The organism is Williamsia herbipolensis, from assembly GCF_000964005.1.
Lineage (GTDB): Bacteria > Actinomycetota > Actinomycetes > Mycobacteriales > Mycobacteriaceae > Williamsia_A > Williamsia_A herbipolensis.
Window position 1 is genome coordinate 43,887 of the sequence record NZ_JXYP01000010.1, and the last position, 24,018, is coordinate 67,904.

Consider the following 24,018-nt stretch of genomic DNA (forward strand, 5'->3'; position numbering starts at 1 on the left):
CTCGGCTGTTGAATTCACTGGAGTGCCACGCCGCGCGCTCTGAGCCAGGCCATGGGGTCGAGCTTTGTGGATTCAGATTGCCACACCTCGTAGTGCAGGTGCGGTCCGGTTGAGTTTCCCCGATTGCCAACGGTGGCGATGGTCTGGCCCGCGAGCACTCGCTCGCCGGCGGACACCAGACTTTCGTTGATGTGCCCGTAGACGCCCACTGTCCCGTCGTCTTGACGAATCCGAACCCAGAGGCCGAATCCGCTGGCTGGTCCGGATTCGAGCACGACGCCGTCGGTCACCGAAACTATGGGAGTCCCGATGTCATTGGCGATATCGAGGCCGTAGTGAACACTCTCCCATCGAGCGCCGTACCCCGAGGTCAAAGCGCCGGCGACGGGCGCTGCCGAGAGGGGATGGTCAGGAGGCGCAGGCGGTTGGCTGCGCACTGGCGTTTCAGCGGTGGAACGAGGCGGTGGGCGCGGCGGCGCACGGAATGTGCTCCCTGGAGCAAGTGATGTGGGTGTGGGTTTCGCGATGGCCACCGAATCTGATGTCGGGTCGACCACGTCGGTTTCACCGCCGGTCCCCGTCATCAACACCGCGGTGACGACGGCGCCGATTGCTGCAGAGACCAGAGTCGACGTGACGCCTATAGATGTCCGAGGGTGTCTGATCGGTTGGGCGGAGATGGGTGCGAGGTCAATCTCCGGCACCTCTGGGGGTACCCGACACCAGGTCCGTTCCCATGGTGCGCAATACATCTGGCGTAGTGGAGATAGAGCGTCGGTGAGGTCGACCGTGTCACAAAACGAGGCAGGGTCGACCCGGGGCGCCGCCGCGATCGACCGCGTACGTTCGTCGCGCTGTGGTAGCGACTCCCGCCGGGAACGAGGAATCGGGAAGGGGTCTGGTCCCAGGGAGTGCCGAGATCGACCAACGACCTCGCGGCGGTGGCGCGCCGGCGCGGCGACGCCAGTCGAGTCGTACATCCGATGTTGCGCCACGCACTTGTTCCCCGTCTGGATGGCAATCTGTTCGAAATCAGACCTTACTACTAAATCGGATAGTTTCTGAGCTCGATGTCCGCTACTGTAGCGACAGCAGAACATATGCGTCGATCTGCATATGTTGCCCTGGATAAGGAGACTCTGGATATGGGTGCAGGACACAATCACGATCACGGCGTCAAACCAGGCGAGTCGGCAAGCGCGTCTGGTCGACATAAGCGCAGGCTCTGGATGGCGCTGGGACTTGGGCTACTGACCTTCGTCATCCAGGTCGTGGTCGGTTTCGCAACTTCGTCGCTAGCGTTGCTGTCCGATTCCGCCCACGTTTTCACCGATGTCCTTGGTGTCTTCATGTCGCTGTTGGCGGTCATTCTCACGCAGCGACGCTCGGCTCGTCCGGGCCAAACATTCGGACTGTACCGGGCGGAAGTCTTTGCCGCGCTGTTCAACTCGTTCCTACTCTTTGCAGTCGCCGCCTGGATCCTCTACGAGGCAGCGCAGCGCCTATCCGATCCTCCTGAGGTCCCCGGGATCCCGGTCATCGGCGTCGCCCTCATCGGCCTCGCACTCAACATCGCTGCGTTCCTCCTCCTGAGATCGGGTGCCAAGGAGAGCCTCAACGTCCGTGGCGCCTATCTCGAGGTCATGGCCGACATGATCGGGTCAGTGGGAGTGCTGATCAGCGGACTGATCACGGCAATATTTGGCTGGCGCTACGCCGACCCGCTGATCGGAGTGGGAATCGGCTTGTTTGTGCTACCCCGCGCCTTCGCGCTGGGCCGACAAGCAGTACGGATCCTGCTTCAGCACGCACCGAACGGTGTCGACGTCGCGACAGTGCAAGCCGAACTGGCCAAGCTCGATGGCGTCACCGAGGTCCACGACCTGCACGTCTGGACGCTGACGTCGGGGATGGAGGTCGCCTCGGCGCACCTCGTCGTCGAATCGACCGTGGACGGCGAACAGGTTCTGGGCGCGGCACAACAATTCCTGGCGCAGACCTACCACCTTGAACACGCGACACTGCAGATAGAGCGAGTCAATCCCTCCGGATGTGCTCAACCTACCTGGTAGCTACCGCGGCCAAACAACTATGTGCGATAGTAGTTGAGTCGGGTTGCCGTGATGAAGGGTTGCGCATGAGCACGTTTGAGCAGTCGATCGAGACAGTAGTGCCACAGCGTCCCTTCCCGGCACGTACCGGCCTCAAGGGCTCGTTCATCTATAAGATGTTCACCACCACCGATCACAAGGTCCTCGGCATCATGTACTTGGTGGCGTGCTTCGGCTTCTTCCTCATCGGCGGTCTGATGGCGTTGCTGATGCGTGGCGAACTCGCTACGCCCGGCATGCAGTTCCTGTCAAACGAGCAGTACAACCAGCTGTTCACGATGCACGGCACGGTCATGCTGCTGATGTACGCAACCCCGATCGTCATCGGCTTCGCCAACGTCGTGCTGCCGCTGCAGATCGGTGCGCCCGATGTCGCCTTCCCGCGGCTGAACGCGTTTAGCTTCTGGCTCTTTCTGTTCGGCTCGACAATTGCAGTGGCCGGCTTCGTTACCCCCGGTGGTGCTGCTGACTTCGGGTGGACCGCGTACACGCCGCTCAGTGACGCGATCCACTCGCCGGGTGCCGGTGCCGACATGTGGTTCATGGGTCTGGTGGTCTCAGGCCTGGGCACGATTCTCGGCGCGGTCAACATGGTCACCACCGTGGTCTGCCTCCGCGCGCCCGGCATGACGATGTTCCGCATGCCGATCTTCACCTGGAACATCCTTGTGACCAGCGTGCTGATCCTGCTCGCGTTCCCGCTGCTGACCGCCGCGCTTCTCGGGGCCGAGGTCGACCGCCAGTTTGGTGCGCACTTATTCGATCCCGCCAACGGTGGGGTCATCCTCTGGCAGCACATGTTCTGGTTCTTCGGACATCCTGAGGTCTACATCATCGCGTTGCCGTTCTTCGGCATCGTCTCGGAGATTTTTCCGGTGTTCTCGCGCAAACCGATTTTTGGATACTCGGGACTCATCTACGCCACCTTGGCGATCGCTGCGTTGTCGGTCGCTGTCTGGGCGCATCACATGTACGCCACCGGAGCCGTGCTGTTGCCCTTCTTCTCCTTCATGACATTCCTCATCGCTGTGCCCACCGGAGTGAAGTTCTTCAATTGGATAGGCACCTTGTGGAAGGGGCACTTGACTTTCGAGACGCCCATGCTGTTCTCGCTGGGCTTCATGGTCACATTCATCTTCGGTGGTCTGACCGGCGTGCTGCTCGCCAGCCCGCCCCTGGACTTTCAGTTGTCGGACAGCTACTTCGTTGTGGCGCATTTCCACTACGTCCTGTTCGGCACCATCGTGTTCGCCACCTACGCGGGCATCTACTTCTGGTTCCCGAAGATGACCGGGAGGATGCTGAACGAGAAGTTAGGCAAGATCCACTTCTGGCTCACGTTCATCGGATTCCACATGACCTTCCTCGTGCAGCACTGGTTGGGCAACGCCGGCATGCCACGCCGCTACGCCGACTACCTGCCGTCGGACGGGTTCACCACGTTGAACATAATTTCGACTGTGGGTGCATTTGTACTGGGCGTGTCGACACTGCCGTTCCTGTGGAACGTCTTCCGCAGCTACCGTTACGGCGAGGTCGTGACCGTGGACGACCCGTGGGGCTTCGGCAACTCGCTCGAGTGGGCCACCAGTTGCCCACCGCCGCGCCACAATTTCACCGAGCTGCCCCGGATCCGTTCGGAGCGTCCGGCGTTCGAGCTGCACTACCCGCACATGGTCGAGCGCATGCACGCCGAAGCGCATGTCGGGTTCGGTAGCAAGAAGGCCGAGGAGGCTCGTCGCGACCCGTTGACAGTCGGCTCACACGAATCCTCGACAGAGCCCGATTCCTGACCGAGATGCGTAGTCAAAGAAGGCCTCTGCAGTTTCCACGGTGGTTCACAGGGGCAATCGTGCTGTACGTGGCGATTGCGGGATTCGCTGTGACGATGGCGGTCTCATCGTCACTGTTCTCCGGGCACGTATGCAGCTCCGGTGAGGATCTTGTCGGCCATGCCGCGAGGTTGCCGCTCACTGCGTGGCTGGTTGGCGTTACTGCGGCCTCGCTGGCAGCAACGGCGACTGGTGGGGCAATGTCACCAGCACGCAGCGAGTAGTTGAGGCGCACTGCCACGTAGGCGAATCCGAAGCAAGGTGTGATCGAAATATCGCTAGGTGCGCAACGCCCGCCGCACGAGTGCGATGGATTTGGACCGGCGGAGGTCAATGCGGTGTCTGCTACTGAACTGCGCGACACGTAACGGCGCTGGGTTGACCATTGGCTGCGACCTGCGCCTGTACCGGTGCACAACCGAATTGTGGTTGTTGCGGAAGGGCGGAAGTGGCAGTGTGGCATTACCGAGCCCTGCACGCGGGATCTGAAAACGGTTGTCGCCGTGTGTCTTCTAAGGTTTAGCTAATGTTCGCTGGCTAGGTTGGCCCGCATGCACATGCCAGCTGCACTGACATCGTTCAATGCCCGAGACGTCGTCCGCTACGACGTCCCCGCCTCCCTCGTGGTCTTCCTCGTCGCATTGCCGCTGTCGCTGGGTATCGCCATCGCGTCCGGCGCCCCGGTGATGGCCGGATTGATCGCCGCGGTGATCGGCGGCATCGTCGCGGGGTCGCTGGGTGGCTCGCCGCTGCAGGTCAGCGGTCCAGCCGCGGGCCTGACGGTGGTGGTCGCCGAACTCATCGCCAACTTCGGCTGGAAGGTGACCTGCCTGATCACCGTCGGCGCCGGCGCTCTGCAGATCGTGTTCGGCCTGAGCCGGATCGCACAGGCCGCATTGGGAATCGCTCCCGTGGTCGTCCACGCAATGCTCGCCGGAATCGGTATCACCATCGCGCTCCAGCAGGTGCACGTCCTGCTCGGCGGACAGTCGCAGAGTTCGGCGATCGAGAACCTCACCGCGCTGCCGGGCTCGATCCTGGACATGCGCTGGGCCGATGTCCTGGTCGGTGGGCTCGTCGTCGTCGTGATGCTCACGTGGCCGATGCTGCCTGCGAAGGTCCGCAAGGTGCCCGGTCCGCTCGTCGCGATCGTCGGGGCCACCCTGCTCGCACTGCTCGCCGGTCTCGACGTCGACAAGATCTCGATCGACGGCAACTTCTTCGACGCCCTCGCGCTCCCCGAACTGCCCAGTGGCAACTGGGGTGGCGTGATGCTGGGAATCCTCACCATCGCGCTGATCGCGAGCGTCGAATCTCTGCTGTCCGCGGTCGCCGTGGACAAGATGCACACCGGTCCGCGCAGCGACTTCAACCGCGAGATGCTCGGACAGGGCAGCGCGAACATGCTCTCCGGCATGGCGGGCGGACTGCCCGTCACCGGCGTCATCGTGCGCAGTTCCACCAACGTCGCGTCCGGCGCACGCACCCGTGCGTCGGCGATCCTGCACGGTGTCTGGATCCTCATCTTCTCGGTGTTGCTCACCGCGCTCGTCGAGCAGATCCCGATGGCCGCGCTGGCCGGCCTGCTCGTGGTCATCGGCATCCAGCTGGTCAAGACCGCGCACATGAAGCTCGCGCTCAAGACCGGCGACCTCTGGGTCTACGTGATCACCGTGCTCGCCGTGGTGTTCCTCAACCTGCTCGAGGGTGTCGGCATCGGGCTGGCGATCGCCGTTCTGATCGTCGTCTGGCGCGTTGTCCGGGCACAGATCACCTCCGAGCCGATCGGCACCGAAGCGTCCAAGCAGTGGCAGATCACGATCCACGGTTCGTTGAGCTTCCTGGCCCTGCCACGACTGTCCAAGGCGCTCGGCAAGGTCCCGGCGCAGTCGCGCGTCACCATCGACCTCGACACCGACTTCCTCGACAACGCCGCCTCGGAGATGCTGGAGGACTGGAAGTGGGCCCACGAGGCCAACGGCGGAACCGTCGTGGTCGAGGAGATCGGTCAGGCCCGCCTGGCCGACGCCCCCACGGCACCCCCGAAGCGCCACCCGGTGACGACCAAGGCTCTCGGCCTCGCCCCCTGGAAGACATGGCAGCACCGGCCCGGCACGGACACCGATCCCGACGCCTCGCCGATCCTCCGTTCGATCAAGAGCGGCGTGCAGGAGTACCACCGATCCAACGCCGACGCTCTGCTCGAGCACATGACCGACCTGTCCGACAGCCAGGATCCGGACTCGTTGTTCCTGACGTGTGCCGATTCACGGGTGGTGCCCAACGTGATCACCGCCAGCGGCCCCGGCGATCTGTTCACCATCCGCAACATCGGCAATCTGGTGCCCACCGAGACCCACCAGGACACCTCGGTCGAGGCGGCCCTGGAGTTCGCGATCAACAACCTCGGCGTGAGTTCGATTGTTGTGTGCGGGCACTCCTCCTGCGGCGCGATGAAGGGACTACTCGCAGGCAGCGACGACGACAGCGCCCTGAGCAACTGGCTGAGCAACGCCGCCCCGTCACTCGCGGCGTTCCGGAGCGGACATCCGGCCGGCCGCAGCGCCGCCGAGGCCGGCTTCTGCGAGGCCGACCAGCTCGCGATCGTCAACGTGGCGATCCAGGTACAGACCCTGCAGCGCCATCCCCTGGTCGGACGGGCCATCGCCGACGGCAGGCTCCGCGTGGCCGGACTGTTCTTCGACATCACCACCGCACGGGTCATCGACGTCAGCAGCACCGGGGTGGGCACCGCTCTCTGACCGGCCGGTCGCATCTTGTGCAGGTTTGGTTGCTCGAGGTCGCGGACAAGTCGCTGCCCGCGCGGCGAGGCATCTCAGTCGCCGGACGGGACCCAACCGCACGGACACCAGTCAGACGTGTCGCATTGGGCTTTTCATGCAGCCATTTGTCAGGTCTGATGACGTGTCGGGGGAATCGCGAAGTGATGGTGGCCGGTGGACTATCCGGTGAATCTGAGAATGACGTGCACAAGACGCCACGCCGGGTCGTCGGTACTGCGGTGGCTACTGACGCAGTGCAGGCATCGCTCGAGACATCTGCTGCCACAGTCGTGGGATGAGACTGCGGACGAAGGTGGCGCTGAGGTGGTGCCAGTCCTTGTACACGATTATGTTGCCGACGACGGCGGGACAACGTTTGCGGGTGCATAGGCCGTCGCTGAGGTCTAGGGGCAACACATTCGTGTTCGCTCCCAGGATCGACAATGTCGGGTTAACCGGTTGGAGTGCGAGATCGCGTGCTGTCCCGCACTGCTCAGCGGCGGCGCGACCGGCGGCAAGGCACGCGGGGGTATCTATCGCGCCGCGGCCATTGCGGGGCCACACCGTGTCGCGCATGCCTAGGACGGGGATTCCCGCGGCGGCGAGCCGGGCGAAGATGGGTAAGTATGTCGGCGGTACCCAGTCGCCGGGGGCGTTCGTGCGTGGTCGCGTGGTGGTGGTGAACACCGCGTCGGGACGATCGGCGACTATCTGTTTCATAGCCGCCTTCACCCATTCGAAGCACTGGGGATACGGTGCGCCGTCGTCGCGCGTGGGCCGAGATTCCGTCGATAGGGGACACCCCATCTTCAGATAGGTGGTTACGCGAAACCGGTTTTGCTTGCCGAGAGCGTCGAGTGCCGTGATCCAGAACTCGGCATGCGAACCGCCGGCGAGGGCGATGGTCCGAGTCGCGCTGCGATCTCCGTATATCCCAACGCGCACTGAGGGGTCGTCGAATCCACTGATGTAACCCTGCGTGGAAGTCACGGGGAAGTCTTTGACAACCTCGAGAGGCGAAGGCTGTGGGTCCAGCGGCGGCACCGGGGCGCCGTCGAGAAGGGCACGGGCGCCGGGATATGACTCTGGGTCGAGGGACGAGGTGTCCACGGTGAGTCCGGCGACGTGTCGATCCCACACAGTGATGGCTGTGCCACTGAGTACAACGCCGACAACCAGCACAGCGGTCATGCCCCGGGTGTAGGCCAGACGTTGACGGGTCTTGGTCGGTGGGGGTATCCGGGTGGTTGTCGGTGCGGGCAGTTCACAACCGTGGCGAATACGGTCCTTCGGCGCCGTGTCCTGTAATCGGTCAACGGACGCAGCATCACGTGTTGTTTTGTGTCGCAGCGGAATCTCGATGTAGCGGTACGTCAGCCAGGCCAGTGCAAGAGAGACGGAGAGAACAATCAGGCCGCCAACCAATCCAACGCGGGCTTGCTGTCTGTATGCGAGGTAGAAGATCAGCACCGGCCAATGCCACAGGTAAAGCGTGTACGCCAGTTTGCCCAATTCGACCGGTAACTGGCTTGCCAGCAGGACTGAGACCGCCGGCTGTGTAGAACGTGAAGCCGGTGCGGGCGCCGCGCGGTGACCGCAGCAGATCAATGTCAGAGTTGCGCCCACCGGTACCAGTGCCCACGGTCCGGGGTAGGCGTCAAGCCCGACAATCCACCATCCGCTGCTCACGATAAGTGCCAGTGCCGCCACCCCGAGTACGTTCCGAAGCCGTCTGCTGGCGATGGTCGGTGTGAACAGAGCGAGCAGGCCACCGGCCAACGGTTCCCATACTCGCGCGACCGTGTCGTAGTAGTTGAACGGTTGATCGACAGACGTCCGCATCGCCGCCCAGTAAAGAGAGATCAGTGCGACGCCGGCGATCACGGCGCCTGCGACTATGCGTAATCGCAATGCGCGCAACCGGTCCGACGCTGCGCGGGGCAAAGAAAGTTTGACCAACACGCCGATGAGCAACGCTGCGACCAGGGTCAGTACGTAGAACTGGCCCTGTACCGCCATCGACCATACGTGCTGCAGGGGGCTATTCGCCGAGCTCGCCGCGGTGTAGTCCTGCGAATTGAAGGCCAGATACCAGTTCTGGTAGTAGAGCGCGCTCGCGATCACCTCACTGCCGATCGAGCGCCAGCGCGTCTGGGGTAGCAGGACAACCGCGCCAATCACCACCGCCAGGAGCACAACCACCAACGACGGAGCGAGACGACGGGCCAGACGCTGCAGCCGCGGCAGGGGATTGACCGCGTCACGCAAACGCACCGTCGGCGCCTGGTTATCAAGCACCTGCCGATAGACCGACCCGACGAAGAAGTACCCCGACAGAGTGAGGAAGACATCAACCCCGCCCGATACCCGCCCCATCCAGATGTGAAAACACGCAACGAGCAGGATTGAGACGCCTCGCAGTCCGTCCAGATCAGACCTGCGAGAAGCGGTTGGCAGCGACTCGGCCGGCTGATGCGCGGGCGCGCGACGAAGCGGGTTCGGCACTGCAGCCTCCTCGTCGGTCGCCGGGGCGTCGTTCTCCCCGAAAAACTACTATTGATAGTAGTTGAGAGGTGGCATCCGGCACTGTCCGCGGTAGCTCGGCCGTGGAGTCGACGGGACGCCGCCGGCGGAATCGGCTGGCCCACGCCGCGGAATGCCCGGGACTGCAGCTCGTACCAACTACTATGAGTGATAGTTTGATTTGGCGGTCGCCGCAATGATGGTGTTGTTCCGCAACGAACTGCGATGACGGGCTCCGAGAGGCATGATGAATACGGAATCCGCTGCGTCAGTGGGCGACCAGTTCTCGTCGATGGTGTCGGGTGGCCCGTTGGTCGTTGCCCTCGCTGCCTGCCTCGCGGCGGGCCTTGTGTCTTTCGCATCCCCGTGTGTGATTCCGCTCGTGCCGGGGTACGTGTCCTATCTCGCTGGGTTGACGGGGTCGGAAGTCACGGTCGGAGAGCGACCTTCGGCACGAATGCGAGTCGCGGGCGCTGCGATGTTGTTTGTCACGGGATTTACTCTCGTGTTTGTCCTGGCGACTGCAACGGTGTTTCAGGTGACGTCGACACTTCTTCTCAATCGAGAATTATTGCAGCGCATCGGCGGTGTGGTCACCATCATGATGGGGTTGATCTTCATCGGGTCGCTCCCGATGCTGCAGCGAGACCTTCGTTTTCACCCGCGTCGTGTGTCGAACATTTTGGGAGCGCCGCTACTTGGCGCTGTATTCGCGCTGGGATGGACCCCGTGTCTGGGGCCGACACTGGCATCGATCATCGCCACGGCGAGCGGTACGGCGGACGTGACGGCAGCTCGCGGTGTGGCGTTGATCGTCGCGTATTGCGTGGGTCTAGGACTGCCGTTCGTCGCGTTGGCGTTTGGCTCATCCTGGGCCGTGGGTGCTGTTGGGGTAATGCGCCGAAATTCGCGCCGTATCCAGATCGCCGGTGGAGTAATGATGATCGCCGTCGGTGTTGCGTTGCTCAGTGGGGTCTGGGACTACTTCGTGATCTGGGTGCGCGATATGTTCGTCACCAACACGACCTTGCCGATCTAGTCCACCGCGCCGTGCACTCCGGTACAGGGGCGACCGGGCCCACAGATCATTGCCCCAACACGCGGTCGAATGTCGCACTCAACTCCGCGAAGCCCGCTGGTGGGACTTGGGTTGTGTTCAGATAGAACGTCGGGGTGCCGCTGACGCCCAGACGTCGTCCGTCGGCGATATCTCTGTCAATCTGCGCACGAACGGCCTCAGATGTGTAGTCGCTTGCAAACTGCGTCATGTTCAACCCGAGTTCGCGGGCGTACGAGGTGAACAGGTCGTCGAGGGGTACCTGTTGCTCACCCCACTGCTTCTGGGTTTCGTACATCCGCTTGTACATGGGCTCGAATTGGTTCTGCCGTGCGGCCGAGGCAACCGCTCGCGCGGCGCGATCGGCGTTGAAGTGACCGGGCAACGGGAAGTACCTCACGACAAACGAGACACGATCACCGTAGGTCTGACGAAGTTGTTCGACAATCGGGTACATAGCACCGCATGCCTCGCATTCGAAGTCGAGGAACTCGACGAAGGTGGCCTGTTGATCCTTGGGAGACGACAGCCGAGGGGAGTCAGGCTGTACGGGGGCTGAACTTGCCTGCTCGACGTCATCCTTGCCGGCGCGTGCGATGACGAACGTTGCGGTCAGAGCGAGACAGAACACGAACACCATCGCTAGTGAGACCTTGACGCTGCGACTCACCGCCGGCCGCCAACAGTAGGTTCCTCTAGGGTCGCAACTCGCATCGGGGCCTCCTCGCCAAGACAACTACGTTGAATAGTAGTTTACGGGAACGGAACGCTGGTGGCCGCATCGCTACAGGACCGGAATCGAACTCGCGGAGGGGCAATCATCAAAGCACCGTTATTGGCCCAGGGGGCGGCGCGGCGGGTGGGGCGCACGGTCCTCATCGCCCTGCTTGTGGGATTGAGCGTCGTTGCGTGCAAGTCCAGTGACGACGCCGTGCGCCAGGGCGACTCTTTCGAGTTCGTCTCACCCGACGGTAAAACCGCCATCTTCTACGACCCCCCGCCGACGCGGGGGAAGGTCGGCGAGCTCTCGGGACCGGACTTGACGAACGATGATTCTACGATCGCGCTTTCTGACTTCGCGGGGAAGGTGGTGGTGGTCAATGTGTGGGGATCGTGGTGTGGACCATGTCGAAGTGAAGCGACGGCTCTGGAAGAGACGTATGCCGCGACCAAGGGGTCTGGAGTTATGTTCCTGGGCCTGAACTTTCGTGACCGTAAGGACTCGGCACGCGACTTTGTCTCTGATCGCAAGGTGTCGTACCCGTCCATCTACGACTACGACGGGCGAACCCTCGCCACCCTCGGAACTCCGACGTCGGTCGTACCGACGACGGTAGTGCTCGATCGACGCCACCGGGCGGCAGCTGTCTTCCTGCGGGTCGTCACCGCGGCCGAGCTGCGGGCGATCGTCGAGCGGATCGCAGCAGAAACATGATCTTCAAACTACTATCCGATATAGTAGTTGACGTGAACTGGATTCGCTCGGTCGCCCATGTGGCGACGTCGAAGCAATCCTCTGGACTATCGGCGGCCACCTCGCTTCTCAACAAACCACGATCAGCTTGCCGACCGTACGTTGGCGAACAGGTTCAGGCTCAGGCGGTACACGGGAAGGGGTGTACCCGATTCAGGCGCTCGCACCACCGATCGGGGACGGCGTGTCCGTGCCGATTCTGCTCGACACGCCAGGAACTCTGGCGGCCACGTTGAACATCCCACGGGTGTATCCGATCATGATGCTCCAGCGCGCCGACGAAGCGGTCGCCGCCGTCGCGCCGCTGGTCTTCGTTTATGTCGACGATGTTGTGCGTGAGGCACACCGGCACCTCGAGGTCGAGGTGTGAGAGCCACTCGTTCAACGTCGTCTCGTGCTTTGTCGCTCTCGGTCGCCTCCGATCTGGTCCGTCGACGGATCCTGTGGCCACTGCGCAACGCATGGCGGTCGCTGACATCAATGCGGACGGCGCTCGCGTTGCTGTTCCTGCTCGCGGTGGCGGCGGTTCCAGGAGCCCTCTTTCCACAGCGTGACCTCAACTCCCAGAAAACGGCCCAGTACATCGCCGCCAACGGGACAGTCGGCGATGTCCTCGATGCGCTTCAGCTGTTCGAAGTGTTTTCCAGCGTCTGGTTCACGGCGATCTACGCACTGCTGTTCATCTCGCTGACCGGGTGTCTGACACCCCGAATGGTCGAGCACATCAGAACGCTGCGCGCTGCCCCGGTGCCTGCCCCGCGGAACCTGGCGCGACTACCCCGCTACGAGGCCCGCACTGTGGTGGGTTCGGCGGACGACGTGGGCGAGACGCTCCGCCGCGGACTGCGCGGGTGGCGCACCACGTTACGGACGGTGAATCGACCCGGATCGGAAGGGCCTGACTCGGCCACGGTGGTCGAAATCTCTGCTGAGAAGGGCTATTTGCACGAAGTCGGAAACCTGGTCTTTCATTTCGCGCTACTGGCCCTTCTGGTCGCCATCGCTGTCGGAAAGATGTTCGGCTACGAAGGAACGCGAATCCTGGTCGCCGACGGCCAGGAAGGGTTGTGTAACAACTCAACGGCTGTCTACGACTCGTTCCGAGCCGGAAGTGTGGTCGACGGCACCAACCTCAACCAGTTCTGCATCAAGGTCGACGACTTCCGAGCCACCTACCTCGACACCGGTCAACCAGACATGTACACCGCCAACGTGCGGTATCAAAGCGGCAGCGCGATCGGCGACAGGAGATGGAAGCAACGCGATCTGCGGGTCAACGACCCGCTTCGGGTGGCCGGCGATCGTGTCTATCTTCTCGGGCACGGGTTTGCGCCCACGTTCACAGTGATCTTTCCTGACGGCCGATCTCGGACGCAGACAGTTCCGTTCCAGCCCGATGAGCTCCAGACGATGATGTCCAGCGGTGCGGTTCGCTTTGACACTCCGGCCGGGCTGTACCCCGATGAGAAGGTGCGCCGAACGAAGCAAATTGCGCTGGAGGGTCTGTTCGCACCTACTGCTGCATTCAACGCACGGCTGATGACATCGACGTGGCCAGCGCCCAACAATCCGGCGGTCGCGGTGGATGTATATCAGGGCGACACCGGACTCGACACCGGCCGACCGCAGAATGTGTTCAGCCTTAGTGTCGACATGATCAACCAGGGTCGGCTTCGAAAGGTGTACCGTGTCAACCTCGTTTCAGGACAGCAGAAACGACTGACCGACGGTACGTCGGTCCGTTTCGACGGGTATGAGAGGTGGGTGTCGTTGCAGGTGTCGCATGACCCCGCTCAGAACTGGGTCCTGGGCTCCGCCATCGTTATGCTGGGGGGATTGGTGTTGTCTCTGGTCGTCAGACGTCGCCGGGTGTGGGCACGAATTATCCCGATCCAGTCCTCGGGCGACGTGGACCCCCGTTGCAGTGTCGAAGTGGGCGGGCTTGCGCGAACGGATCAGGCCAATTGGGACGAGGGGTTTGCTGCAATGGTCGATGTACTGATGCGGCCGATGGGTGCAATCGACCGCCCGCGACCGTCGGCGACCTGAGTGATCGTCACGCTCAGGCGTACGCTGGCGCCCTTCGCCGCCCGTGCGGGTGCGGCGGTCGCGGCGGGCTATTCGCTGTATCTGAGTTTTCCGCCGCGGGAGTGGTGGTTTCTTGCCCCACTCGCGATCGCAGCGCTGCTCATCACGCTCCGAGGCCGATCGATCCGCGCTGCTGTCGTACTGGGCTACTTGGGAGGGCTCGGCTTTTTCGTTCCGTTGTTGCCGTGGGTGGGCGAGTACGTTGGCCCCGTTCCGTGGCTGGCGTTGGCCGCAGCCCAGGCAGTGGCATTTGCGGTCTTCGCTGCGTGTGTTCCGTTGCTGCACAGCTGTCGTGGTGCACCGATATGGATTGCCAGCGCCTGGGTTGCTGTTGAGGCGGCGCGATCGCGGCTGCCGTTTGGAGGGTTTCCGTGGGGGCGGATTGGTTTCGGCCAAGCCGATGGCCCGCTTCTGTCGATTGCGTCGCTCGGTGGTGCGCCAGGCTTGTCGTTTGTGGTCGTCGCTATGGGTTCAGCAATAGCTCTAGCGGCTGTGGCAGTCCGAACTAAACAGTGGCATGCGTTGGCGCTTCCAGCTGCGATCGGGATCAGTGTGGCCGTTGTCAGTGTCGTGCCGTTGAGTAGCGGTGGCGGCGACCGGCAGATCAGCGTCGCCCTGATACAGGGCAACGTGCCGAGATTGGGACTCGATTTCAATGCTCAACGGCGGGCTGTGCTCGACAACCATGTTCGTAAAACCTTGGAACTAGCCAACATGATTGCTCTTGGTAAGAGCGCGAGGCCTGATTTCGTTCTGTGGCCGGAGAACTCGTCGGATATCGACCCCTACCGTAACGATGACGCGTTCGACCAGATCTCCACCGCCGCGCGAGTCATCGGTGTGCCGATTGTCGTAGGCGCGGTGATCCGTAGTGCCGATGGGACCACACGAAACTCGTCTATCGTCTGGGATCCAAAAACCGGTCCAGGACAGACCCATGACAAGCGCAAACTGGTGCCGTTCGGGGAGTATCTGCCCATGCGTGATCTCATGATCAGGCTCTCATCCTATGCCGAACAGGTCGGAAATTTCGTGGCCGGATCGGGCAACGGCGTTGTAGAAATCGGTGACGTTCCCATCGCTGTCACCACCTGCTACGAGGTAGCGTTCGACGGGTTGGTGACCCAATCGGTTCGTGCAGGCGCGCAACTAATTACAGTCCCGACGAACAACGCAACTTTTGGACGGACCGAGATGACTTACCAACAGTTGGCGATGTCGCGAGTTCGCGCGGTCGAACACAACAGAGCGGTGCTGATCGCGGCGACCAGTGGTGTCAGTGCCGTTGTGGACCGTGACGGAACGGTGGTGCAACGCTCTGGACTGTTCACTGCGGATGTCCTGATGGCTCGTGTGGCTTTGAGCTCCGATCTCACCGTTGCCACACGCATTGGAACCGTGCCCGAGTGGCTGGCCGTCAGCGTGGTCGTTGCGTTCCTCGCGGGTGCGGCGTGCCGCCACCGTACGCGGGGGAAGCTGCCCTAGAGGTATTGAGTCAATTGGCTGCGCTACCCGATTGGGCCGTGTCCGCCTTGGTTGCTTGTTCCCCACCACAGCAGGTGCAGTCGGATTTTGTGGACACTTCGGTCGGGATCGATCGCGGTCCAGTTGGGCTTGTCGCCGCCACAATCTCCAGCGACGAGACCTGGGCTGCCGGGGGTGCTGGGGGGCAGCAGAGGTCTTCGGCTACGTCTGCCGTCGCAGCGATTGTGACGTGGTGAGTCGTGGCCGTCGCCGGTGTGGTGCGCAAACCGGGTAGCGACTTTGTTCGCGCGGCCCTGATGGCGTTCCCGATTACCAGGACTTCGGCGAATTCATGAATGAACACCACGGTCGCGAGTCCCAGTACACCGGTGGCCGCGAGCGGGATGAGGATGACGATGATCGCTAGTGACAGTCCGATGTTTTGCAGCATGATTCGACGCGCACGACGAGCGTGCGCGAGCAGTTGCGGGAGGTGACGGAGATCCTCTCCCATCAAGGCGACGTCAGCGGTCTCGATCGCGACGTCAGTTCCCATAGCGCCCATGGCAATTCCGATGTCGGCAGTTGCCAGCGCTGGTGCGTCGTTGACGCCGTCGCCGACCATGGCAATCTTTCGGCCTCGTGCAATCTGGCTCAACAGCGCGGCCTTGCCCTCGGGGAGCAGTTCTGAGTGCACGGTCGTGATGCCGGACTGAGCGGCGAGCGCATCGGCGGTGCGCTTGTTGTCGCCGGTCAACATCGCGACCTCGATGCCCAGATCGCCGAGTCTGCTGATCGCCTCGGGTGCCTCGGCACGCAATTCGTCGCGGACAGCTATCGCGCCGAGCACAATGCCGTCTTCTTCGACGAGAACGACTGTGGCCCCCGCACTCTGTAGTTCAGCGACTGCTTTGTCGACTCCGTCGGATGAGATCCATCCGGGCTTGCCTAGCCGTACTGTCACGCCGTCGATGCTGCCTGACAGTCCGCGGCCTGCGTGGGCCACCACATCCTCGGCCGGAGTCACTTGGTCGACGGCGGTCAGGATCGCTTGGGCGAGGGGATGTTCGCTGCGTGCTTCGAGTGAAGCTGCCAGATTGAGCACACGTACTTGCGAAACGTCCGCCCGGACGATCACATCGATGATCTGCGGCTTGTTCTGGGTCAGTGTTCCGGTTTTGTCCAGTGCTATCGATTTGATGCGGCCGAGTTCTTCGAGAGCCGCGCCGCCCTTGACCAGCGCGCCCTGACGGCTCGAGGCACCGATCGCAGCCACCACAGTGAGTGGCACCGCGATCGCGAGCGCACATGGTGATGCTGCGACAAGTACAACGAGTGCACGTTCGATCCATAGCATCGGATCACCGAGAAGCGATCCGATGCCCGCGACCAAGGCGGCGAGAATCATGATCGCAGGCACGAGGGGTCGCGCGACCCTGTCTGCCAGTCGTTGCCCGGCACCCTTGCGGTTCTGGGCCTGCTCGACGATGTGCACAATCCGTGCCAGTGAGCTGTCGGAGGCTGCCGCTGTCACCTCGACCTCGATGGCGCCTCCACCGTTGATCGCACCAGCGTGGAGATCGTCGCCCGGTCCGGCCTCAACAGGAACAGATTCGCCGGTGATCGCGGACAGGTCGAGACTCGTGGTGCCGGCGCGGATGATGCCATCGGTGGCGGCGCGTTCACCCGGACGGATGATCATGATGTCGCCGAGAACGAGTTCGCCTGGGCTGAGCACTATTTCGGTGCCATCACGTCGTACTGAGGCCTGTGGTGGCACAAGCGACAACAACGAACGAAGTCCACGACGAGTTCGCGTGACGGCGTAGTGTTCGAGGCCTTCGGCGACGGAGAACAGGATGCCGAGCATTGCGGCCTCGGGGATCTTGCCGAGCGCAACAGCCCCGACTATGGCGATGGTCATCAGAGTGCCAACTCCGATGCGGCCGTACCGCAGGTTGCGAACTGTGGACGGCACGAACGTGGCAGCGGCGACAATGGCGGCGATGATCTCGAGTGCTGTCGCGACGCCGTCCATCCCGGTGCGGCCGATCGTCCAACCAACGACGAGTGACAGCGCCGCGATAGAGGCGTATTGGAGCTCGCGAACCTGCCACAGACGCGCAGGCCCCTCGTCAGGGGCACCTGCTGCGCTGTTTTGGGCGGGCGTGGTCTCCGGGGTGCAGCACGCGTCAGACATGGCCGACCTCCGAGTCGGTGGTGTTCTGGAATTCAGCAGTGAGGGAGTCGGCGTACAGGGCTTGTACCAGTGCACGTGACCGGTCGGTCAGCGAGTACATGACCAGTCGTCCCTGCCTGCGTGCGATGACTAGTTCTGCGCTCTTTAGCTGACGGAGATGATGCGACACGAGGTTCTGTGCTTGGCCGACGATCCAGGCAACATCGCACACGCATAACTCACCCCCGGTAAAGAGGGCGGTCGCGATGGTCATTCGGGTGGGATCTCCGAGTGCCCGGGCAGCGGCTGCAACTGGTTCAACGCGCACGAGACCCGGCAACGAACCCCGAATCTCCTCGGCCCGAGGCAGATCGAGACATAGAAGGTCGCAGGAGTCGAAAGGCTCGATTGTCATATCAACATACTAACGCATATTGGTATGAGCCGGATAGTGCCCGCTGGCGGACCGTTGTCAACGGTCGCGTTGTGACACAGCAGCGCACTGTGCGGCTTCCGCCGGATGTCGATTCAGTCGCGTGCGTCATGTCAGGCGAGCTGGAGAAGCCGCCGGCGCTAACAGCCGCGAGCTCTCGGAGCCGCAGGGGCGGTGCGCACGAGCGGATTGATACGCACCTCCTCGAAGGGACATGCACACTGGAAAAGTGCTGACAACACTTGGCAATGCAATGAGCGTGTCGCCTGGCGACTTCGACACCGACCACCGAGTTCAGCGCGGCATCTTGGGGGTGGCCGCGCATGAGAGGCGTGGCGACTGACCGTCTGACACGCACCCAGCATCTGCGTTGGGTGTTCGTGGTCCTCAGCGCAACCCTCGTCGCCGTTCCGCTGCTTGTCGAACCACTTGCCCGCCGACGACTCGGGGGTGGTGGCACGTTCGACCTGGGGCCGCTGCAACTCAAGCTGGCCTATAACAGCGGGGTTGCGTTCAGCTTCGGCGACCGGTTGCCGGCGTGGGTAATTCTGGCGGTCACCGCCACGATCACTCTCGTCGTCGGCGCTTACACCTGGTGCGCCGCTGCCACGAGTTCGCCCGCTTTGGTGGTGGCCTTGTCGGTGGTCTTTGCCGGCGCCGGTGCCAACGTGATCGATCGGGCGGCCGACGGCAAGGTCACCGACTACTTTCACACCGGATGGTGGCCGACGTTCAACCTCGCTGATGTTTACATCATCTTCGGGCTTGTGCTGCTCCTGGGCGCGCTCTGGCGCGACTCGACACCAGACCCCTAGTAACTCATCGATGTTCGAGAATTCGCGCGCCAATGTCTCGGTTGGCCCCCACCGCCCCCATGCTTAGACGCTCGGTGGTAGACGCAACGTCGAACGCGTCGACACCTTCGTTCCGAAGGCAGCATCGGACACCGCGCGCGGCCTGACACCTCTGGTGCCTTGCTCCGACACAGCGAGTGTTGGCGGTCCTTCCTCAGAGACGACGGCCCCCGACGTCGGCGCGGAGATGGCGTTCTGCGGTTGACTTCCGCAGTGGTGTCAGTCGCATGGCTGAAGGAGGTGAAGACCGTCACGAAACGGGGGTAGCGGCAGACGATCATCAAACCGTGGGCGCCCGTTCGGATCCTGTCTGCCGAGTTAGCCCAGGATGGTCCTGCGGTCGGTATGAAAGAACGTCACGGCGGTGGCCGCGGCGCACAGCGCGCCGGCGCCGAACAGGATGTAGCCGTCGTTGATGATGGTGCCGACGATGCCGCCGAACGTGGCGCCGGCGATGAAACCCGCGTAGAGCAGGGTGTAGCCGAGCCAGTCGTACATGGTGCCGCCGCCGCGGGCGTGTCGTTCGATGCCCTGCCCGAGTTTGACGAGGGTGCCGGTGACGTAGCTCAGCGGTATGGACACCTCGCCGTTCTTGACGAATGCAGCGTTGAGTGCGCCGACGGAGAACGCGACGATGACGATGGGGACGTAGGTGACTTCGTTGCCGTCGAACCCGTTGAGAATGAGGTCGGTCATGCCCGCGGTGAACAATCCGATGGTGGTGAGCACCGTCGCCCCGTGTGGATGGTTCTTCCAGAACCGGCGCCGCAGGTACATGGCGATGGCCACCCCGGAGACGAACGCCACGATCAGGATCCCGGCGTTGAGCGCGGACGGGCCGATCACTCCACGGGATCGGGTTGTGTCGAATCCCTGCAGCACAGCGCGTTCGGTGTTGCCGGTCATGAAGGTGACGAAGTAGCCCTGCGAATCGAGGAACGCTGCAGCGCCGATCATTCCGGCAACCGCAGCGAGTAACCAGGACAGGCGGGCATCAGGACCGGTCGCATCTTCTTTACTGATCATGTTTCCCGAAATACTATGTAAAATAGTAGTAATCGGGCATCCGGCGGGCGACGTGACGTGACCAACACGACCTGGCCGCACGCCGTCTAGGTCACGTCAAGTTCCCGCACCGGGGACGCGGGTTCTTTCTCATGCCGGCCGGCTCCGCCCCCCGGTGGGCCCGCAACCGATGCATTGACCTAGAAGAACCTGGACAAAGGGCGATTATCTAGATCATTCTAGGTACCGCCGTGACGGGGACTCATCCGTTTACACCCCAGGAATTGGTCACCTGCGCAGCCACCGGTCGATCGGGGATGCTTCTCGACGTCGAAGTAGCGTCAATTGTCGGCTGCTTCTGGTTTGGGTCCGACATAGACGCCTTAGCTGTCACCTCCCGAAGCGTGGGCGCCTATGAGGGCACCTATGGTTCGGTAGCTTGTGGGTGCCACGCTCTTAACCACGGCGCGCGGCAGCGATAAGGTAGCTAACTATGACAGTCGACATCTCCAGCGTCGGAACGACTGCTGTGATCACTGCCCAAATGCGCGCTCTCGAGTCGGCTCGTGAGGACCGCCTGTTCCGAGACGACCTCGCTTCGGAACTGGTCCGACAGGCTGGCCTGGGAATAGAGAACATCACCCTCGATCAAGTCGACGGTCAACGCGTGTACGTGTCGCTATCCGTGCGAACCCACTTCCTCGACGTCCGATGCCGGGAACTTCTCGCAGGGAGCGACATCAGCCAGGTCGTCATCCTGGGCGCGGGTCTCGATACCCGTGCTGTCAGACTCGACTGGCTCGAAAACGGGATCACTGTCTTTGAGATCGACCGGTCAGACGTCGCTGAACTGAAGTCGAGAGGGCTCGGTATCGACAGCCCGAATTGGCGAGGTCTCGCTGCAGATCTGACGTCGCCGTCGTGGACCGAAGAACTTTTGGCGGCTGGGTTCGACCCAGCGCGTCCCGCGCTCTTTATAGCTGAGGGACTGTTTATGTATCTTCACGACATCGACAGCCGCGAGATCGTGGCCAGCATCGTGGGGTTGAGCGCACCTGGAAGTCACCTGTTCGCAGTCCATTTTGGGCGGGGAGCTCTACTCGACGCGGAGACGAAAGCCATGTCGGCGGCCGCCGGCAGCAACGGTTACGCGTTCGAGTCGGCCATCGAAACGTCGCCGGCCGAATGGCTGGGCGCAGACTGGAGCGTCACGGAGGCGCAGTCGATAGCGCAATATGCGCCGTCTGTCGGCCGTACTATTCCGTACGACGAGGCTGCTATCGGAGCCGAAGTCGCATGGATGATCACGGCCGAGATCAACGCTCCGCAATCTCGAACATCATCCGGTGGGTAACCACCGGGGTGGCTGAAGCCCTCCAACATTCAGCCCGAGTCACTGGTACGTCGATGTCTCCAAACAGATTTCGGTGAAAGACGCGTCGCGACCGTAGCCATTCGTCGCTTCGATTGATGAGCAGCTGATACCTGCGCAGGCGGTCACGTAGTTTGACGAACTGGGGCACCAGCAGAGCTGCTACAAGAAGAACGGTGACAGCGGTCGTCAAGCCGACAGCGATGAGTGAACTGTTCCGAACGTACTGCGCAGGAAACAGCTTCGGAGCAGCGTGCACTACGAAGACTCGCAGGACGATGTGGCCGGAAAAGGTGATCGCGGTGAGCGCTGCAAGTCCGATCAGGATCATCATCGTGCGAATTGCGCCCGCGAACTCCGACAAGGTGCGCCCGATAAGCGCGAGAGCGGCAACACCAACGATCGCGATTGTGGCCGCCACGTAGGCCCAGAACACCACCTGCGAGGCGCTCCACTCGAACGCATCCGGTAGGTACCCGATGGGCCTGGTCCGCAGATCACTCGTCGCAAATGACAACGTCAGCACGGCCACCGAGAAGGCCGCCATACAGTGTGGAGCGGCAGGATTGAATCGATACCCGACCACCCATGCGGTCGCTGGAACGCAGTAGACCAACGCGAGCGTCGTGCTCGAAATTGTGAGAAAGTACGGCACGTTGTACCACTTGCCAAGGAGGTTTGATCCCAAAGCAACTGCGTCAAAGCTGTTTTCGATAGGCGGTAGGTGTAACAGGCGTGCACTGACGAAGAGGACGATCGCCATCCCGATCCAATGTGCCCCAGACGTTGGAGCTGTGATGGGTCCGGAACGGCTGAGCAACACGGCTCCGATGCCGAGTAATACGAACGAACCGGCGGTAGTCACGAGATCGAGCAGCCACACTGCAGACTCCTATCGCATTCAGTAGTAGCCGAAGGATCGAGCTATGCGGTCGATCATCACTGCCCCGCGCTCATGTCCCCTGTGGGCCGCGATTCTCGACCGCTTCTCGTCGACGTGAGCCAACAGGATCGAGGCGAACCATTCAGCCTCCTGCTCAGCGCGCTCGCCATCGTTCAGCGGTGCAAGATTCAGCTCGGAGGCGTGACCGACATGGCACACAAAGGAGCCGACCTGTGCCGTCACGAGCGACGGTGGCAGCGCGTTGAGCCACTGCGTCCACTGGTGCGAGGATGCGCGTCGCGGATGGTCCAGCAGAAGATGTCCCATCTCATGGGCGATCACGTATCGGCGTTCTGTCTCCGAAAGACCTGCACTGACCACGATTTCATCGTGGCTTTCGTAGGGCCACAACTGGCCCGTGATTCCGTGGGGCTGATCGGAATCGCCGGAAGCACTAACTATGCGGATCGGCCGGTTGCGAAGGAATGACTGTTCGACGACGAAGCTGTCGACGGTCCACATTGGCCCCGGGTTGAGGGAACGGACCAGCTGCTCAGCAGTGGAGCGTGGAGATTCTTGACGGGTCCGCTCAGCTTTCCGCGGCCGCGCAACCAACCTCATCCGGCCAGGAGACGCGGCCGCTCTCGGAAGAAGAGATGAGCGCGGTAGTTGCGGAGTTCGTCCATGGACATGTGCCCGAGCGCCTGGAACTCCCGCCCGCCCCTCGAATGCGGCATCCCGATGAGACGCAGCGACAAGAGAATCTCGGCCTGCACGAGCGGAAGTAGGTACTGTGACGGGTCGTCTGACAGCAGTGACGTGTCGTCGTGCCACTGGCAGGCTCGTGCGTAGGCAGCCCGTTCGGCCACGGATGGAGTCTCCAAACCGTCGACGTGCCGTCTGACTTGCTCGACCGTGATCGGCCAACCCAGTCCCTTGACTCGTTTGGCGAGCGACTCAGGCGAGTCCTTGTCGATCCCGGGCGCGAGCTGCATCATGATTCGCAGCCGCAGCGCGAGGGTCTCGCTTCTAGCCGTCGTAAGGTCGTCATCCTCCACGCACGTCATCCTTTTATTTTAGTCGGCGAAGTAACCAATTGCACGAATCTTCTGCTGTAGCCGGTCGTGGAACCGGCCGTCGTCGTCGACCGCCAGACCGGCCAACCAGCGTCGATATTCCTGGTCAGGCTGCTTTCTGGTGTCGACTTCGTCGTCTGAAACACCCTCTGTCAGATAGGGACCGAACGTCGTCAGTAGGAATCCGGGAACCGTCTTGCCGGCGGCGACGAATCGTTCCAGCACCTCGGTCGCGTGTGCTGCGCCAAGATGGTGTGCGAATACGCTCAGCTCGCGTGAAAGTGCCGGCTCGACCCTCTCGCTACGAGAGAGTCGCTGCACAAGATCGAGTCCTTCGCGGATTACCTCGGCGGGCACGGCGACATGAGCGAAGTCGAGTGGATCGACTGTTGGTGGACCTTTGACCGCCTTCTCATCAGGCGCTTCACCCCGCGAGATCGGGCGCGGGGGCTTCAGGTCGAGACAGCTTGCTGCAGAGCCGGGTTCCCACGTCAACGCGACGTCCAATCGGGCCAAAGTACTCGGCCGCGGAAAGGCGGTGGTGGGCTCGGGGTTCTCAATTCGGGCCAACGTCGAATCAGAAGGCCCGCCCGCGAGACGAAGCGCTTCTCTTGTGAGACCGAGGCCCCTTCGTCGGGATTTCACGGCATCCGCGAGGTGCGCAAGAGGCGGAGGAATCTCGTCAGACACGCCATAGAGCGTAGCGGCTCGTAGTTGGTGAAGTGCTGTTTCGGTCGCCAGCACCTTATTGCGAGCCACTGGATGCACACCTCCTCTCATAAGCCGAACCTGATGGCATCATAAACCACTAACACAACCAACGCAGACAGCAAATGACGCACTTGTGACCGACGTATGAAGGTAATACGCTTGCAGTGCAAGGG

The 24,018-nt window shown here is 62.3% G+C and carries 20 protein-coding genes; 10 read left to right on the top strand and 10 right to left on the bottom strand.

From position 1 onward, the window contains the following. Nucleotides 1-14: 14 nt before the first annotated feature. A complete protein-coding gene (locus TU34_RS24610) occupies nucleotides 15-1,214 on the bottom strand; it encodes a M23 family metallopeptidase (protein ID WP_420835151.1) in 1,200 nt (399 codons plus the stop codon). Between TU34_RS24610 and TU34_RS03275 the strand changes: the two genes are divergently transcribed. The 3 genes from TU34_RS03275 (at nucleotide 1,146) to TU34_RS03285 (ending at nucleotide 6,705) form a co-directional block, all read left to right on the top strand. Further along, nucleotides 1,146-2,072, top strand: a complete 927-nt coding sequence (locus tag TU34_RS03275; RefSeq protein ID WP_045821547.1) for a cation diffusion facilitator family transporter — start codon at nucleotides 1,146-1,148, stop codon at nucleotides 2,070-2,072. The two genes, TU34_RS24610 and TU34_RS03275, sit on opposite strands and share 69 nt — an antisense overlap. Nucleotides 2,073-2,137: 65 nt before the next feature. Next, nucleotides 2,138-3,904, top strand: coding sequence for an aa3-type cytochrome oxidase subunit I (gene ctaD, locus TU34_RS03280; protein WP_045821425.1), 1,767 nt, complete (start codon nucleotides 2,138-2,140; stop codon nucleotides 3,902-3,904). A 590-nt stretch (nucleotides 3,905-4,494) separates the two neighbouring features. Next, on the top strand, nucleotides 4,495-6,705 hold the full coding sequence (locus TU34_RS03285) for a SulP family inorganic anion transporter (RefSeq protein WP_045821426.1): 2,211 nt from the start codon (nucleotides 4,495-4,497) through the stop codon (nucleotides 6,703-6,705). Nucleotides 6,706-6,969: 264 nt separating this feature from the next. On the opposite strand, the gene TU34_RS03290 is transcribed toward TU34_RS03285, so the two are convergent. Next, nucleotides 6,970-9,231, bottom strand: a complete 2,262-nt coding sequence (locus tag TU34_RS03290) for an acyltransferase family protein (protein WP_052688681.1) — start codon at nucleotides 9,229-9,231, stop codon at nucleotides 6,970-6,972. A gap of 262 nt (nucleotides 9,232-9,493) precedes the next feature. Here TU34_RS03290 and TU34_RS03295 point away from each other — a divergent pair, with 262 nt between their 5' ends. Further along, nucleotides 9,494-10,288: a cytochrome c biogenesis CcdA family protein gene (locus tag TU34_RS03295; RefSeq protein WP_045821427.1), complete on the top strand. Its 795-nt coding sequence runs from the start codon at nucleotides 9,494-9,496 to the stop codon at nucleotides 10,286-10,288. A gap of 46 nt (nucleotides 10,289-10,334) precedes the next feature. On the opposite strand, the gene TU34_RS03300 is transcribed toward TU34_RS03295, so the two are convergent. Continuing rightward, nucleotides 10,335-10,946 carry a DsbA family protein gene (locus TU34_RS03300; protein ID WP_082079796.1) on the bottom strand — a complete coding sequence of 204 codons (612 nt, stop codon included), beginning with the start codon at nucleotides 10,944-10,946 and terminating at the stop codon, nucleotides 10,335-10,337. Between the two features lie 195 nt (nucleotides 10,947-11,141). On the opposite strand from TU34_RS03300, the gene TU34_RS03305 reads away from it, so the two are divergent. From TU34_RS03305 to lnt, 4 genes are all read left to right on the top strand, one after another. Further along, on the top strand, nucleotides 11,142-11,741 hold the full coding sequence (locus tag TU34_RS03305; RefSeq protein WP_045821429.1) for a TlpA family protein disulfide reductase: 600 nt from the start codon (nucleotides 11,142-11,144) through the stop codon (nucleotides 11,739-11,741). Between the two features lie 229 nt (nucleotides 11,742-11,970). Further along, nucleotides 11,971-12,150, top strand: a complete 180-nt coding sequence (locus tag TU34_RS03310; RefSeq protein ID WP_150116370.1) for a hypothetical protein — start codon at nucleotides 11,971-11,973, stop codon at nucleotides 12,148-12,150. A 29-nt stretch (nucleotides 12,151-12,179) separates the two neighbouring features. After that, complete coding sequence (gene resB, locus TU34_RS03315) at nucleotides 12,180-13,829, top strand: cytochrome c biogenesis protein ResB (protein WP_045821431.1); 1,650 nt, start codon at nucleotides 12,180-12,182, stop codon at nucleotides 13,827-13,829. After that, entirely contained in the window at nucleotides 13,830-15,353 is a 1,524-nt protein-coding gene (gene lnt / locus TU34_RS03320) for an apolipoprotein N-acyltransferase (protein WP_238981151.1), read from the top strand. A 10-nt stretch (nucleotides 15,354-15,363) separates the two neighbouring features. On the opposite strand, the gene TU34_RS03325 is transcribed toward lnt, so the two are convergent. Both TU34_RS03325 and TU34_RS22850 read right to left on the bottom strand, forming a co-directional pair. After that, a complete protein-coding gene (locus tag TU34_RS03325) occupies nucleotides 15,364-17,532 on the bottom strand; it encodes a heavy metal translocating P-type ATPase (RefSeq protein WP_082079799.1) in 2,169 nt (722 codons plus the stop codon). Further along, a complete protein-coding gene (locus TU34_RS22850; protein ID WP_082079800.1) occupies nucleotides 17,525-17,926 on the bottom strand; it encodes an ArsR/SmtB family transcription factor in 402 nt (133 codons plus the stop codon). The genes TU34_RS03325 and TU34_RS22850 overlap by 8 nt, the downstream gene beginning before the upstream one ends. Nucleotides 17,927-18,267: 341 nt before the next feature. On the opposite strand from TU34_RS22850, the gene TU34_RS03330 reads away from it, so the two are divergent. Further along, on the top strand, nucleotides 18,268-18,759 hold the full coding sequence (locus tag TU34_RS03330; RefSeq protein WP_045821432.1) for a signal peptidase II: 492 nt from the start codon (nucleotides 18,268-18,270) through the stop codon (nucleotides 18,757-18,759). A 357-nt stretch (nucleotides 18,760-19,116) separates the two neighbouring features. Here TU34_RS03330 and TU34_RS03335 read toward each other — a convergent pair whose 3' ends face one another. Beyond that, nucleotides 19,117-19,824, bottom strand: coding sequence for a YoaK family protein (locus TU34_RS03335; RefSeq protein ID WP_045821433.1), 708 nt, complete (start codon nucleotides 19,822-19,824; stop codon nucleotides 19,117-19,119). Between the two features lie 472 nt (nucleotides 19,825-20,296). Here TU34_RS03335 and TU34_RS03340 point away from each other — a divergent pair, with 472 nt between their 5' ends. After that, complete coding sequence (locus TU34_RS03340; protein WP_082079801.1) at nucleotides 20,297-21,157, top strand: class I SAM-dependent methyltransferase; 861 nt, start codon at nucleotides 20,297-20,299, stop codon at nucleotides 21,155-21,157. Here TU34_RS03340 and TU34_RS03345 read toward each other — a convergent pair. The 4 genes from TU34_RS03345 to TU34_RS23455 all read right to left on the bottom strand — a co-directional run bounded on the left by TU34_RS03345 (nucleotide 21,120) and on the right by TU34_RS23455 (nucleotide 23,824). Next, the gene (locus TU34_RS03345; RefSeq protein ID WP_150116371.1) at nucleotides 21,120-21,938 is read right to left on the bottom strand and encodes a hypothetical protein; all 819 of its coding nucleotides are present in this window, start codon (nucleotides 21,936-21,938) and stop codon (nucleotides 21,120-21,122) included. The two genes, TU34_RS03340 and TU34_RS03345, sit on opposite strands and share 38 nt — an antisense overlap. Nucleotides 21,939-22,076: 138 nt before the next feature. After that, nucleotides 22,077-22,580: an ImmA/IrrE family metallo-endopeptidase gene (locus TU34_RS03350; protein WP_045821435.1), complete on the bottom strand. Its 504-nt coding sequence runs from the start codon at nucleotides 22,578-22,580 to the stop codon at nucleotides 22,077-22,079. 95 nt (nucleotides 22,581-22,675) lie between these two features. Continuing rightward, nucleotides 22,676-23,116, bottom strand: coding sequence for a hypothetical protein (locus TU34_RS03355; protein WP_150116372.1), 441 nt, complete (start codon nucleotides 23,114-23,116; stop codon nucleotides 22,676-22,678). 18 nt (nucleotides 23,117-23,134) lie between these two features. Then, nucleotides 23,135-23,824, bottom strand: coding sequence for a helix-turn-helix domain-containing protein (locus TU34_RS23455; RefSeq protein ID WP_150116373.1), 690 nt, complete (start codon nucleotides 23,822-23,824; stop codon nucleotides 23,135-23,137). Between the last annotated feature and the right edge of the window lie 194 nt (nucleotides 23,825-24,018).